The organism is Sphingomonas sp. 3-13AW (assembly GCF_049311085.1).
Taxonomy (GTDB): domain Bacteria; phylum Pseudomonadota; class Alphaproteobacteria; order Sphingomonadales; family Sphingomonadaceae; genus Sphingomonas.
This window is the reverse complement of sequence record NZ_JASNVZ010000025.1, coordinates 1-14,681: the sequence shown is the minus strand read 5'-3', so window position 1 is coordinate 14,681 and position 14,681 is coordinate 1. Positions and strand designations below refer to the sequence as shown.

At 66.1% G+C, this 14,681-nt stretch carries 10 protein-coding genes; 1 reads left to right on the top strand and 9 read right to left on the bottom strand.

The window, feature by feature from the left end; genetic code table 11:
- Positions 1 to 12 precede the first annotated feature (12 nt).
- Complete coding sequence (locus QP045_RS18125) at positions 13 to 1,623, bottom strand: FAD-dependent oxidoreductase (protein ID WP_422516407.1); 1,611 nt, start codon at positions 1,621 to 1,623, stop codon at positions 13 to 15.
- Between the two features lie 119 nt (positions 1,624 to 1,742).
- On the opposite strand from QP045_RS18125, the gene QP045_RS18120 reads away from it, so the two are divergent.
- The gene (locus QP045_RS18120; protein ID WP_422516406.1) at positions 1,743 to 2,672 is read left to right on the top strand and encodes a LysR family transcriptional regulator; all 930 of its coding nucleotides are present in this window, start codon (positions 1,743 to 1,745) and stop codon (positions 2,670 to 2,672) included.
- A gap of 19 nt (positions 2,673 to 2,691) precedes the next feature.
- Here QP045_RS18120 and QP045_RS18115 read toward each other — a convergent pair whose 3' ends face one another.
- The 8 genes from QP045_RS18115 to QP045_RS18080 all read right to left on the bottom strand — a co-directional run bounded on the left by QP045_RS18115 (position 2,692) and on the right by QP045_RS18080 (position 14,316).
- Positions 2,692 to 2,964 carry a Crp/Fnr family transcriptional regulator gene (locus tag QP045_RS18115; RefSeq protein WP_422516405.1) on the bottom strand — a complete coding sequence of 91 codons (273 nt, stop codon included), beginning with the start codon at positions 2,962 to 2,964 and terminating at the stop codon, positions 2,692 to 2,694.
- A gap of 8 nt (positions 2,965 to 2,972) precedes the next feature.
- On the bottom strand, positions 2,973 to 3,446 hold the full coding sequence (locus QP045_RS18110; protein ID WP_422516404.1) for a Crp/Fnr family transcriptional regulator: 474 nt from the start codon (positions 3,444 to 3,446) through the stop codon (positions 2,973 to 2,975).
- A gap of 82 nt (positions 3,447 to 3,528) precedes the next feature.
- Positions 3,529 to 5,058, bottom strand: coding sequence for a tryptophan halogenase family protein (locus QP045_RS18105; protein WP_422516403.1), 1,530 nt, complete (start codon positions 5,056 to 5,058; stop codon positions 3,529 to 3,531).
- A 5-nt stretch (positions 5,059 to 5,063) separates the two neighbouring features.
- Positions 5,064 to 6,098, bottom strand: coding sequence for a cupin-like domain-containing protein (locus QP045_RS18100; RefSeq protein ID WP_422516402.1), 1,035 nt, complete (start codon positions 6,096 to 6,098; stop codon positions 5,064 to 5,066).
- Entirely contained in the window at positions 6,095 to 6,817 is a 723-nt protein-coding gene (locus tag QP045_RS18095) for a SapC family protein (protein ID WP_422516401.1), read from the bottom strand. Before QP045_RS18095 ends, QP045_RS18100 begins: the two co-directional genes overlap by 4 nt.
- Before the next feature lie 135 nt (positions 6,818 to 6,952).
- Positions 6,953 to 10,177, bottom strand: coding sequence for a TonB-dependent receptor (locus QP045_RS18090; RefSeq protein ID WP_422516400.1), 3,225 nt, complete (start codon positions 10,175 to 10,177; stop codon positions 6,953 to 6,955).
- Positions 10,178 to 10,473: 296 nt separating this feature from the next.
- Entirely contained in the window at positions 10,474 to 11,148 is a 675-nt protein-coding gene (locus tag QP045_RS18085) for an HAD-IA family hydrolase (RefSeq protein WP_422516399.1), read from the bottom strand.
- A gap of 120 nt (positions 11,149 to 11,268) precedes the next feature.
- Complete coding sequence (locus QP045_RS18080) at positions 11,269 to 14,316, bottom strand: TonB-dependent receptor plug domain-containing protein (RefSeq protein WP_422516398.1); 3,048 nt, start codon at positions 14,314 to 14,316, stop codon at positions 11,269 to 11,271.
- Positions 14,317 to 14,681: the final 365 nt, after the last annotated feature.

The following is a 14,681-nucleotide window of genomic DNA, read 5'->3' as shown; positions in this document are numbered from 1 at the left end:
CGGCGCTACGGATCAGCCGCGCACATGCTCCCAGACCTTGGAAATGACGACCGAGCCCTCCCCTACCGACGAGGCCACGCGCTTGACGGAGCCCGCCCGAACATCGCCGACCGCGTAGATGCCGGGCCGCGAGGTGGCGTAGGGCGAATCCGCGCCGGCGTCCGCCCCGGTGAGGACAAAGCCCTTGTCGTCGAGCGCGACCAGTTCGGAGAGCCAGGCCGTATTCGGCGCCGCGCCCACCATCACGAACATCGCGCAAGTCGGCAGCGTGCGGTCGCCGGAGGGTGAGCGGATCGTGACGCCTTCCAGCGCCTGGTCGCCATGGAGTTCGGCGACCCTTGCGCCATATTCGATGGTGATCGCCGGATCCGCTTCGAGCCGGCTCGACAGGTAGCTCGACATCGACGTCGCCAGCGTGTCCCCGCGCACCAGCAGCCGGACATGGCGCGCGGCGCGGCTGAGAAACATCGCCGCCTGTCCCGCGGAATTGCCGCCGCCGATCACCACCACCTCGGTATCCCGGCAGAAGCGGGCCTCGTTCTCGGTTGCGGCATAGTAGATCCCTGCGCCCTCGAAGTCGGCGAGGCGCGAGATCGGCAGGCGGCGGTACTGCACCCCGGTTGCAACGACCACTGCCGCCGCACGCACGCGCTTGCCGTCTTCAAAGGTCGCGCAGAAGCCGCCGTCGCTCAGTTCCTCCAGACTAGCGACGCGGCGGGGCATGACGAAGCGCGTGCCGAACTTGAGCGCCTGAACCTCTCCGCGCCAGATCAGGTCTGCACCGGAAATGCCGGTCGGGAAGCCCATGTAGTTCTCGATCCGGCTTGACGTGCCGGCTTGGCCCCCAATGGCAGTGTCGTCGACCACCAGCGCACGCAATCCTTCCGCCCCAGCGTAGACACCCGCAGCCACCCCCGCCGGACCCGCGCCGACGATCAGGACGTCGAACCCGTCCTCCTCCGGCAGTTCCTGGTCGAGACCGAGGAGGCAGGCCACCTTTTGGGGCGTCGGATCGTCCACGACCAGGTCGCGGCCGAACACCACCGTGGGGGCGGTGGGCGACGTTCCGCAGCTGACCGCGACGTGCGATGCCTCTTCGCTCCCGAGCGGATAGGAGCGATAGGGCACGCGGTTGCGGCTCGCGAACTCGGCGATCTTGCGGACGCTGCGATCGACCTCCTCGCCGACCAGCACGAGCATCCCGCCGTCGCTTTCCAGCTGCCGCCGTCGTCGTGCCGCCAACACGGTGATGATGATGTCCGACATCTCCGGCATCGCCGACATCAGGCGCAGGATATCGGCGCGCGGCACCTCCACCACCCGGGTATCGAGTGCCGCCCGCATCGGCATCGACCAGGTGCCGCCCGACAGGAGCGAGATTTCCGCCATGAACTGGGTCGGGCCCAGCGTAGCGGGCACCAGCCGCTCGCCGGTAAACGGGTTCAGGACCTCGATCTCACCCTGTTCGACATAGACGAAGCGGTCCGCCGGCCCACCGACCTCCGCCAAAAGCTCGCCCCTGGCATAGTCCCGTACGGTTCCCGCAGCACGGATGGCGGCGACATGTGCCGGCTCCAGCGGGATCCGCTGCATCTCGCGAAGGTCGCGCCCGATCGTCTCCATAGGCCGTCTCCTGCTCTGGCAGTGGCTATCGTGTTCCCGCCCGCGCTACAACGTCGAGCGACACCTCGACGGCATCGACCAGGTCGATACACTGGCCGCGAACACTCGACGGAATTGCAATGGCCAACCCCGGCACCCCGACCCTCGACCAGCTTCGCGTCTTCCTCGCCGTCGTCGAAACGGGAAGCTTTGCCGCGGCCGGGCGGCGCCTGAACCGCGCAGTGTCGGTCATCAGCTATGGCATCGGCAATCTGGAGGAACAGCTCGGCCTGCAGCTGTTCGACCGCGAAGGGACGCGCAAGCCCCAGCTGACGGTCGCCGGGCGGGCATTGCTCTCCGAGGCGAGGACCATTGCGCAGGGGGTCGACGAGCTCCGCGCGAAGGTGAAGGGGCTGCTGGAAGGCCTGGAGGCAGAGGTGAACCTCGCCGTCGACGTGATGCTCCCCGCGGACCGCGTGGGAAAGGTGTTGCGCGCGTTTGCGGCGGCCTATCCGACAGTGACGCTTCGCCTGCATGTCGAGGCGCTGGGTGCAATCACTGCCCTGGTGCTGGACGGAAAGGCGGTCGTGGGCATCTCCGGGCCGCTTGCAGCCGGGGTCGACGGGCTGGACAGCATCTCGGTCGGATCGGTGCAGATGGTGCCGGTGGCGGCGCCGGACCATGCGCTGGCGCGGATGGAGCCGATCCCACCGGGGGCAGGGCGCAACTACACGCAGCTAGTCCTCACCGATCGCTCGCCGCTTACGGAGGGGCGCGATTTCTCCGTCCTCAGTGCGCGGACATGGCGGCTGGCCGACCTGGGTGCCAAGCACGCTCTGCTGCGCGAAGGGATCGGATGGGGCAACATGCCGCTTCCGCTGGTCCAGTCCGACCTGATCACCGGCACGCTGAAGCGGCTGGTGATGTCGGACCACCCAGGCGGCACCTATTGCTTCTCGGGGATATGGCGGCGCGACACCCCGCCCGGCCCCGCCGCCTCCTGGCTGCTCGACAAGTTCGTTGCGCTCTGCGCGGAGGATATGAAGGAACACGGGTTCGGCGACATCTGATCGCCGGACGCGCCAAGCCCTAGCCCGTACGGGACCGTTGCATGGTGCCGGGCGAGGTGCGCAGATCGAGATAGGCCGGATCGAACTCGGCCTGCTCGATCAGCCCTTTCCAGTCGCGGATCATCGCCTCGCGGCGCGCCAGGTCGACCAGCCCGTCTTCGCGAAGTCCACGGAGCGAACGGTTGACGTGCACGGGCGTGAGGCCCGTCGCATCGGCAATCTGCTCCTGCGTGAGCGGAAGCGGAAATCGGCCGTTCTGCATCCGGCCGATCTGGTCGTACCGAACGGCCATTTCGCAGATCAGGTGCGCGACCCGCGATCGCGGCCGACATTGACCAACCACTGCGCCACCAACTGCCCGTCTGCGACCGAGTCGCGCCAGAACGCGCATGCGATGTCGGGGGAGTGGAAGGCGAGCTCCCGCAGCGCGGCGTGGGGGACTTTCAGGATGGTCGAGCGGGTAAGCGCCTGAAAAGGCGTCGGCGCGCTCGGCAGCATCAACGAATAGAGATCGATCATGTCGCCGGGGATATGAAACCCGATCACCTGCCGGCTTCCGTCCTCAAGCTGCACGAACCGCGCCACGACCCCTTCGACCACCATGGACGCGTGCTGGACGCGCTCGCCACGCCCGACGAAATCGCGGTGGGGGTCTGCCTCCTGAAGCACGCCTCCCAGGTTCATCAGCGCGGCACGATCCGCCTCGCCCACGCTTGAGCGAAACTCCAGCCGCTGCACGAACAGCCTCAGCGCCTGCAACCGTAACTCGATCACGACAATCCCCTCCCCCGTAGGAGAGGGCATGTGGGCCGGAATTCGATGTCGCTCACTGATCCATGTTGGTCCGCGTACGGCTTCAGCCTACCTGCCGACGGAGCAGGGCTTCACCGCCCTCCGCCGGGCAATAGTCCCGCAAAAAGGCCTCGTGCGTCGGCAGCACTGCGACCTGCCGGGCTATTTGCGCGCGCATGTCGGCCAGCACCTGGCGCAAGCGCGGCTCCCCCATGATCGCCGCCATCTGGTGATGGCGCTGCGGCTGCAGCCGCTGGCCGAGCATCACCTGCGCCCAGGAATCGACGCGGAACAGGTCGGCGCCGTCCTGGTAGGCGATCGCCCCTTCGCGGAACAACGCGATCCGCTCGCGCAGCGACGCCGGGATCTCCATCGCCCGGACCTCACGCCAGAACGCCGTGTCGTCCCGCTCCGTCAGGACATAGTGGAGGATGATGAAGTCGCGGATCCCCTCCACTTCCGCGGCCGCGAGCGCGTTGAAGCGGGCCGCCGCTGCCGAACAATCCGGCCCAAAGGGAAAGAGCTGAAGCAGCCGCGTGACCGCGATCATCACCAGATGGATCGCGGTGGATTCCAGCGGCTCGACAAAGCCCCCGGCGAGGCCAAGCGCGACGCAGTTGCCGCGCCATGCATCTATCCGCCGGCCCGCGCGGAACCGGATCAGCCGCGGCTCCGACACAATATCCCCCTCGATCTCGTGCAGCAGGCGATCGCGCGCCTCGTCGTGGGACAGGTGGCGGCTGTCATAGACCAGGCCGTTACCGACACGATGCTGGAGCGGGATGCGCCACCGCCAACCGGCGCCGTGGGCAATCGCGCGCGTGTAGGGCCGGGCCGGTTCGTTCGCATGGGTCTGCACCACGACGGCGCTGTCGGTCGGCAGCCAGTGCCCCCAGTCTTCGAAGGGGGAGCCCATCGCCTGCCCGATCAACAGCGCGCGAAAGCCGGTGCAATCGAGGAACAGGTCGCCCTCGATCCGTTGTCCCGAGCGCAGCACCAGCGCCACGATGTCGCCGCCCTCGCCCTGCTGCTCGACCCGCTCGATCATGCCCTCCACACGGCGCGCGCCCGCCTGTTCCGCGATCTCCCGAAGGTAGCGGGCATAGCGGCCGGCATCGAGATGATAGGCGTAGCTGAGCTCGGGCGCCTTGCCGCCGATCGCAAAGCGGCCCGCGTCCGCGGCCCGCAGCTCCAGGCAATAATCGCCAAAGTCGCCGCCGAAGCCCTGCTCCCGCGCCTGCAGCCAGAAATGGTGGAACGCACCCATCCAGGTCGACTGGCCGGTCTCGCCAAAGGCATGGATGTACCGGTCGCCGATCCGCGCCCAGTTCTCGAACGCGATCCCCAGTTTGAAGGTGGCGCCGGTCTCCGCCATGAACCTGCGCTCGTCGAGGCCGATCAGGCGGTGGAAGCTGCGCGCGGTGGGGATGGTGGACTCGCCGACCCCGATCGTCCCGATTTCTTCGGACTCCACCAGGGTGATATCGAGAAGGCTGCCCAGTTGCTGCGCGAGTGCCGCCGCCGCCAACCAGCCGGCGGTCCCTCCGCCTGCGATCACGACCCGGCGGCGTTGCGGTGCATCGGTGGGGGTCATCGCGTTCACCTGTTCAGACGTTGCATCACCTGCGCGCGCAGCCGCCGCGCCGATCGTTCGTCCAGCGGCGCGAGCGGTCCGCGCGCATGCGCGGGCAGATGCTCGCCGGCCCGCTCGGCAGAGCCGAAGACATAATAGTCGAACAGCGCGCGCCAGCTCTGCTTCTCAGGCTCCGGACGATCGCGAAGGCTCAGCAGCGCGTGCAGCAGCGTCGTCATCGGCGTGTCGGCAAAGGTGGGCGCCTCGTTCCACCAATAGTTCACCATCACGTTGAAGGCATCGAGTGCCTCGACCTGGTGCCACCACAGCGCGGGGTAGACGAGCACATCGCCGGGCTCGAGCTCCGCGACCCGAGCGTGCGACAGAGCCTCCCGAAACCCGGGGTAGCGGGTGTGATCGGGGGCGCGAAAGTCGACCATGCTCACCACCTGCCCGCCCGGTGTCGGCTCCAGCGGGCCGGGATAGAGGTTCGCGACCTGATCGGGTGGGAACAGGGTGAAGCGGCGCCGGCCGACGAGCGGACAGGCGACATTGTTGGACATGTCCCAGTGCGCGGCGGCCGTGGTCCGGTTGCCGATCCAGATGCTCGCAAGCGGCGCCATGTCGCCCGGAAGCGCCCCGTCCGGGACGACCGGGTTCTCCGCGCGCAGGCCGGGCAGATAGGTGTCGAGATCGGTCGAGCCCATGTAGATGGAGGGAGCGTCCGGCGCCCCCGCGGCCTCGCGGATCCGCGCGAGATAGTGCGCCAGCGGCGCGCGGCCGCCTGCAAAGTTCATCGCGGTCACGTCTTCGTTGTAGAAGAAGCGCCCGCCGATCGCGGCCTCGCCGATGAACCCGACGACGTCGCGCCCGGCATCGAAGCGCAGGAGGTACGCCATGGCGGCCTCCATCCCGTCCCGCCCGGCGGCGACCAGCGGCATGTCGGCGGCAGCCCCCTTGAGGACGACCGGCTCCCCGGCAGCGATCAACGCCTGATAGTCCACGGCCGCCGCTGGCCGGTCGATCGTCCGGACCGGGGGCAGCGTGCCGACGCCTGTCACGGCAGCGCGTTCCTGCGGTTCTTGCGATCGATCAGACGGGAAATATTGGCAAGCGAGGACATCGCCCAGAACGCCGCCTGCAGGAAGCCGCGCTGATGGAGGCTCTGCAACGCCGCGCCGTCCAACTCTCCGATCCGCTCGGCATCGATCGTGTGAAAGCCGTCGAGCGTGTAGCGGCGGGTCTCGTCCAGCGTGATTTCCAGCGCGATCGGCCGGATCAGGCCCTGGGCCTCGAACGCGTCGAACATCGGCTCCGTGACCATCACGCCGGCATGGATCCGCCGCAGCAGCCCGGCCATCGCCTCCAGATAGGGGGTGTTCCCGCCCTGGGGCAGGAAGACCGCCTGTCCCTGGGCATCGCCGACGCGGGGGTGGTCGAGATCGACATGGATCATCGGCTCCGCCCCCTCGCCGTCCTCCGAGCGCTGCAGCCCGATCGAGAAGGGCCCGCGCTGGTGCAGCGCGGGTACGTAGCGGCCGTCCCAGACGCGGCCGTCCAGGAACAGGTTCTCGTCGCGATCCAGCCCCAGCAGCGCAACCGAATAATAGCGTTCATCCTCCCCGCGCCGGAACAGGATCGGATATTCGCGCTGCACCTCTTCCCACTCAGTCGGGAAGACCAGCGTCTGGTTCACGGCATCGCCGAACTCGGCGCCGTGCCAATTCGCGACTTTCAGTTCGCCATGATCGATGTTGTTGAGAAGGACGATGTTGGTCACGTTCCGCCCTTTGCGGCTTGCGTGCGTCGGCGACACGGTGCCCGCATCATGCGGACATCGGCGTCGCCGCGCAATCCGTGCGGACGGTGAAGGGGCCGCCCGTTAAGACGGCCCCCTGCCCCGTCGCGCGCCACCTTAGAAGCGGTAGCGCGCCCCCAGAAGGAAGCGGCGACGCAGTTCCTGCGCGAACCACAGCTCGCTCTTGGAGCGAGCATAGGTGCGCAGGTCTTCCTGCGTCAGGTTGATCCCTTCGAACGACACCGCGAGCGAGGGCGTGATGTCGTAGCTGATGTTCATGTCGAGCTGCCCAAAGGGCGCTGTGAATTCGGGATTGCGGGACGCACCGCGGTTGATCCCCGACAGGAACTTGTCGCGCCAGTTGTACGCGAACCGCGCCGAAAGGCCGCCTTTTTCATAGATGAGCGTCGCGTTGAACGTGTCCGACAGACCCAGCAGCGCGAACTGATTCTCGGACGGACTCGCGCCGATGTTGAAGCCCACGTCGCCGCGCACCAGCGTATAGGCGGCGCCGATGCCGAAACCGCTCGATCCCAAGAAGTGCTGCCCGGCAACTTCCAGGCCGTAGATCTCAGCATCCTTGTTGTTGAGCGGCTGGGTCACCTGGAAATCGAAGAGCACATCCGATGCGTTCGCAGTCACGTCGCGCGTGTTGTTGATGAGCTTAACGAAATCGTCGTTCAGAGAACGGGTGGTGGTGTTGTAGTTCGACTGGAAGATGGCAGTCGCCGCCTCCACCGAACCGGTCTGCTCGATCAGCGCCGTCAGGACGAAGAGATTGACGTCGCTCTGGTCCGCACCCAGCGCCCCCAGTTCTGCCTTCGCATCGCCCGAGCGCGTGCCCGGAGCCCCGGAGCTGGGATCGAGCAGATTGAACAGCGGCGACCTGAACTGGCCGTTGCCGATGAAGTTGCGCACGCGCTTGTCGAACACGCCGAGCGAAACATAGCTGTCCGGCTTGTAATACCATTCGAGGGAAGCATCGAAATTGTCGGACTCGAGCGGAATCAGGCGGGCGTTGCCGGTCGATCCGGTGGCGACGCCGCCATTCGCGGTCGGTCGTGGCGGTCCGTTGACGCTGGTAGAGGTGAACAGGTTTCCATATTCCGGCCGTGCGATCGTCTTGCTGTACGACACCCTGCCGATCAGGTTCTGCTGCAGCTCGACCTGGAAATCCACCGCGGGCAGGAAGTTGTCGTAGGATCCGCCGCCTGTCTGAATGATGCTGTTCTCGGGCGAGATGCGGATGTCTACGGTGAAATCGTTGTCCGACACCCAGTTGATCGCAGAGGGGACCGCGACGAGCGATGTCGAGCTCGACTTGGTGTGTTCATAGCGAAGGCCGCCGACCAGAACCGCCGGCGCGTTGCCAATTTCGCCCTTCCAGGTGACCTGTGCGTAGAGCGCCCAGATCTTCTCCCGGACGAGGTTGTCCTCGTTGCCGGTCGTGCCGACCGCATTGCCCAGGTCCGAATAGAAGGGCGACAGGATCGAGTAAATGTCCGCCGCGTTGCCGCGATACGCGATCCGCGAATTGGGATCGTCGCCGGGATTGAACGACTTGAACTTGCAAACGAGGCAGAAGGGAAACAGCGAGCCGGGCGCCAGGCGTTCGACATCGCCCGGGTTGGTAATACCCCAGTCGCCCAGCGTCTGCTGCGTGGAAAGCCGGGTCTGCCGCATGCGCGTGTCGCGCCAGTTTCCGCCGAAGTCGACGCGGCTGCCCCCGCCCAGATCCCAGCCGAAGTCGGCGCGCACTTCCTTGACGCGCTGGTCCTGAGTCGAGGAATAGGTGCGGCCGACCTGCGAGCCGACCTGTGCCAGCGTCAGCGGCCCGTTCAGGGTGATCTGCTGGACCGGGATCTTGCCGCTATAGTCGACCGAGTGCGCGGTAACGACGTTCGCGCCCATCCCGACGAGCGTCGAGCTCTTGCCATTGGGATTGTCCGGACGGCTCCACGCGCGGCTGTAGTGGCCGTCGAGATTGAGCGAGAAATTCTCGGCAATGTCCCACTTGGCGTTGAGGCCATAGTCCTGGATCCGGCTGCGCTGGCCGCGGTTCTGCGCCTCGAAACCTTCGTCCTTTGCGCCGTTGATCGTCTCGTGGAGGTAGATCGCGGTCGCGACAGGCGTATTTCCGTCGAAGCGCACTTCGTCGAAAGGCCGGCTGAACCAGTTCGACAGGTCGGACCGGATCTCCTTCTGCGTGTTCTGCGCAAACAAGGCGTCGGCCGTCAGCGTCAGGGTTTCGATCGGCCTGAACTGGATCGTGCCCTGGCCGTTGATGCGTTCGCGGCTGCCCTCGGCATAATGGTATCGGCTGTCGTTGGGGACCGCGACCAGCTGGTTGGGATCGGTCGGCGCATTGGCGATCTGGGTGGTGCCATCCGCCTTCACGAACCCCCCGGTCAGGAAGGTGCTATAGGGGATGATGTTCCAGTCGTTGGACGTGGCACTGATCGAGGTGAAGTTGCGCTTCTGATAGCTGCCGAACAGCGTCACGCCGAAGCGGTTTGACGGGTCCGCCCAGGTCACCAAGCCCGAGAGTTCGGGCGTGACCTTCGCGCCGCAGTCGAGGCAGTCCTCAGTGCTGGTGTCATACACCCCCTTGATGCCCAGGCTGCCGCTCAGGCCGTTCAGCCCGCTCGACCCATCCAGCGGCCGCCGCGTCACGACATTGATGGTCGCGCCGATGCCGCCGCTCGGGATCGAGGCGCGGCCGGTCTTGTAGACCTCCAGCGTGCGCACGCCTTCCGATGCGAGGTTGGAGAAGTCGAACGAGCGGCTCGAACCCTGGGCGCTGTCGGAATTCTGGTCGCCGCCCACCACCTGCACGTTGGCGGTGGCAAGCTGTCGCCCGTTCAGCGTGACGAGATTGTAGCTCGGCCCGAACCCACGAACCGTCACCAGCGCGCCTTCGCCGTTGGTGCGGTTGATCGAGACGCCGGTAATCCGCTGGAGCGATTCGGCAAGGTTGGTGTCGGGGAACTTGCCGATATCCTCTGCGGAGATCGCGTCGACGATGCCGGTCGAGTTGCGCTTGATCGCGATCGAGCGCTCGAGGCTCGCCCGGATGCCGGTAACGACGATGTCGCCGCCGGTGGTGTCATCCTGTCCGGTCGAAGAAGACTCCGCCCCGGGCGCCGCCTGCGGGCTGTTCAACTGCGCGGCGTCCGAGGAGGGGTCGGCGGTGGTGCCCGGCGCCGTAGTCGGCTGGGCATTGGTGGCATCGGAACCCGATTGCGCCTGGGCGAACGCTGTGCCGGAAAATGTGAGACATGTGGCGAGAGCTACGCCGGATGCCGAGCGCGCAAGCGCCGACGCAAGACCATTGGCCTTCATCTTCATCCCCTCCCTGATCCGCAGCGACACGCCGCCCTGTGCTTGGTGTCGGTCCAGTGCCGACTTCCATGTGACCGCTATCGTAGGCCCGATTCGAGCGAGCCCACAAGTATTTTTAAATGCTGAACGAAGTGTTCACCGTGACTTTGCTTCGGCTTGTCTTGGTATACACTTTGAGGAGGGGCACGACGGAGGAAAACCGCAGGAAAATAGCCGCCGCCGACGCATGCGGCGTCGACGCGCGACAGCGTGCGCGGAAGCGGGCGAGATCCTATGACGCAGCGGCGCGTGCGCCCTTACCGCGTGATGATCGACATCCCGTCCGGGCCGAGCACAACCGAAAGCCCCTCGTAATCGCGCACGGAAGGGTGCGGCGTAGCGACGGGATGGCTATGTGTGACGGTGATCGTCAGGCCGGCGGCGCCGGCCGCGTCGGCAGCGGTTAGGCCCGCCACCGTATCCTCGAACACAAGGCACTGGGTCGCATCCACCCCGAGCCGTTTCGCGCCGAGCAGGAAACAGGCCGGGTCCGGCTTGCCCCGTTCGACGTCCTCGGAGGTGACCAGGACCGGTGGGATCGCGATCCCTGCCTGGGCAAGGCGCGCCTCGGCCAGCGGCCGTGATGCGGAGGTCACGATCGCCCAACGATCGGCGGGAATGCCGCGCAGGAATGCCACCGCTCCGGGAATCGGCTCGACGCCATCGGTGTCGTCGATCTCGGTCCGGGTGATCCATGCCGCCTCGGCCTCCGGATCGTCGACGCCCAGGCGCCGCATCGTCTCAACCGTGCGCACACCGTGCATGATCGACAGGACATAGGCGGGATCGAAGCCGCGTCGTTCGGACCAGCGGGTCCAGGCCCGGTTCGCCGATTCGATGCTGGTGATCAGCGTGCCGTCCATGTCGAACAGGAAAGCGGCAAAGCGGCGCCCGGCGTAGGGCGTGGCGGGCGAATGAGGAGACGCGGTCATACGCGCGTCGTCCATAGAGATGCATGCCGGTGGTGCAACCGCCGCATCCTGAAGCAAGGCGGCGGCCGCAGCCGAAACGCCCCCCGGAACGTCGGTCCCGGGGGGCGGTAGTACTCGTGCTTACATGCGGACCGAGAGGCCGGCCACGATCTGGCGACCGAGCAGGTCGTAGCCCATGATCGTGTTCCCGCGCAGCAGGCCGATCTGGGACCGGCTGTCGGGGACCAGCGGCGGATCCTTGTCGAAGATGTTGTTCGCGGCAAGGCGGAACGTCATCTTCTTGTTCACGTCGAAGCTGAACGCCAGGTCGAACCAGTTATAGGCCTTGATGCCCGGATACTGGTCGCGTCGGGCGCTCTCGTTCTGCGCCGGAATGCCGGTGCTCGCCGGTGCGTAGAAGGTCAGCGGCATGCCCCCGCGATGGCGCCAGTTGAGCGACACGCTCGCCACCCGATCCGACGAGGTCCAGGTGGTGCGGAACTGGTGCGCCCACTTGGGCATGCTCTCACCGCAGCCGCTGCCCCAATAGCCGGTGCAGTCACGCGGTTCGACGGTCGGCGCGCCCTGCGAGCCGACGCGGGTCATGAGCGTGCCGTTGAAGCTCATGTCCAGGAAGCCGACGTTGCCCAAGCCCAGGTTATACTGCCCCTGGAAGTCCCAGCCATGCGACTGCGACTTGTACCCGTTGACCGATCCGCGCGATACCCAGCCGGTCTGCGGGCTGCTGGCCGGCGAGCTCGACAGCGTGCCGTTCGGATTGCGCACGATACCGCGGCAGAAATAGTCGTTGCCGGTGGTCAAGCACTCGTTGATCCAGTCCGCCGGGTTGAGGAAGGTCAGCTGGTCTTCCAGATCGATCAGCCAGCGATCGATCGACACGGTCAGGCCCGGCAGGAAGCGCGGCCGCAACACCACGCCGAACGTCTTGGTAAAGGCGGTTTCAGGGGTCAGGCCGAAGCCGCCCTCGCGCACCGTGCAGCGATCGTCCGGGCAGATCAGCGTCGCGCTGCCGTAGAGATTGTCGGCAAGGCCCGTGTTGCGGCACTGCGCGAGCGACGCCGACGGCGCCAGACGCGGCCCGTTGGGGTTCGACGGATCGACACGCGGTGCGCACGGATCGGCGTAGAAGCCCTGGTTCCAGAAGATGTTGGCCGCATTGGACGCAGCCCCGACGCCCGGCGCTGCCTGCGACTTGTTGTACGAGCCGCGGAAGGTGATGTCGTCGATCGGCGACCAGATGCCTTCAACCTTCCAGGTGCCGAAGCTGCCGTCGAGGCGGTTGTACTTCGACTGGCGGTAGCCGGCGTTGAGCTGCAGCAGCTGGGTCCAAGACTGGTTCTCGACCAGCGGCGCCTGCACCTCGACGTTGCCCTCCAGGATGCTCTGGGTGACGCGCTGGTTCTCGCCGTAGCCGTTGTTCTGGCGGAAGATGTCGTTGACGGTGGAGCGTTCCATCTCCTCACGATATTCGGCCCCGATCGCGATCGCGATGCCCTGCTCGGCAAGCGGCGACCTGATGCCGTACTTGCCGAGATCGCCGCTCACCGTACCCAGGAACTGGAGCAGGCGCGGGATGCGGGTGTAGAGGCCCCCGGTTTCGCCGCCGTAGAGATATTCGTTCAGCGCCACGTTCTGGTTGAAGGGCGCAAAGGCATTGAACGGCACGCACGCGGGATCGCTGCCGTTGACGACCGACCGGCAGGTCGGCGTGCCGCCCACATTCACCACGTCGAGCGAGTTGTTGACGCTCGTAAACCGCGCACGGGGCGTGTCGATGTTGTCGAGCCGAGCGCGCGAGATCATGCCGGCCACATCATAGGACCAGGTGTCGTCGAACACGCGGCCGCGCAGGCCCGCAACGATGCGATAGCCTTCGTTGGTGAACTTCTGCTGCACCTGCGGCAGACCGTCGAACCGGTAGCGCACGTCGATCGGCGCATATTGGCCGGCAACGCCCGCGTTCGCGCCGCACAGGACCTGTGCCTGCGAAGCCGACAGGAACGGATTGTCGCAGTTCACCCGGTACGGATCGCTGCCATAGGCACCAAAGTTAAGGGTGCGGTTGAGCTGGGTGTTGTACGACTTGTCGCGGTACCACAGCCCATTTGCGTACAGCTCGACGTGGTCGCTCAGCTGGGCGGTCAGGAAGCCGCCGGCGTTGATGCGGTCGAACGGGCGCTGGAACGCCCAGTCGTCATACGGATTGGCCTGCGCCGCCACCGGCCCGCTGTTGATCGGGATGAAGGTGCCGCTGCCGTTCGGGTTGTTGACCAGCACCTGGCCTGCAGAGGCGCCGGCCTGCGGAATGATGGTTCCCGCGGGCGTGAAGCTCGCGCGCGAGCACGACAGCGGCGCGGTGTTGGAGGGCTGCACGACCTCGCAGATCGCGGTCGAGCGATCGCCAAGGCGCACCAGATCCGACTGGCGATAGTTCACAAAACCGCTGATGTTGACGCGGTCGTCGAACAGGTTGGTGCCGGCCGACAGGCTGATGTCGGAACGGCCGCCGTCATTCGTCATGCCGTTCGGCGAAGTGACGCCGATCCGGGACGCAGCATCGGTGACGGCGTTCTCGCGGTTGTTATGGTTGAAGAAGCTGTAGTTGGCGTCGAGCCGAATGCCCTCGAAGTTCTTCTTGAGGACGAAGTTAACCACGCCCGAGACTGCGTCAGAACCATAAACCGACGATGCGCCGCCGGTGAGCACGTCGATGCGGTCGACCAGCGCGGTCGGAATGATGCCGACGTCCACCGTGTTGGCAAGGCCGATGCGCAAACCGTCGATCAGCATCAGCGTGCGCTCATAGCCCAGGCTGCGCAGCTTGATGCGCTGACGCCCTTCGGAGTCGCTGAAGTTCTGCTCGGAATTGACCTGCACCTGCGGCAGGCGGTTCACCACTTCCTCGATCGTGGTCGCACCCTGGGCAGCGATCTCCGCCGCAGTGGTGGTGACGATCGGAGCGGCCGAGCGGTTGTTCGGACGCTGGATGCGCGTACCGGTGACAACGACGCTGCCGGCTTCGTCGGACGCGTCGGCCTGGCTGCCGAGCGAGAGCGGCGAGTCTTGCGAAGTGGTATCATTGGCGTCCGCGACCGACTGCGCGGACGCAGGCAGCGCGACCAGCGCGGCGACGCAACAGCTTGTAGTAAGCAACCCCTTGAACAGCATTCTCTTTCCCCCAATTCGCTCCCCGGTCGGCGGTCGCGGACACTTTGGTCCTCGTTCGATGTATCGCTTCGAGTACGCAGGCTTCTTATTGGCTCTGCGTACCGACCGTTCCCAGTGCAACAATGCTGTCACAAAGGTAACATTTGGGCAATACCGGTTCTTGGATTGGTCTTAGTTGGGTGGGACACATGTGTTCGGAGGCCGGTTCGTTGCGCAGCCCGGCTGAAGCGTGACGACTTAGCACTACTTTGGCAGAAGAGCGTGGGGAGGTCTGTTGAGGCTGCATCCACAGTGAGGGCAGTGGTGCGGCGGTGAGCGGAACAGGCGGTCAAGGATGGCCTGGCGCACTGCTGGCAGGCTGGGAT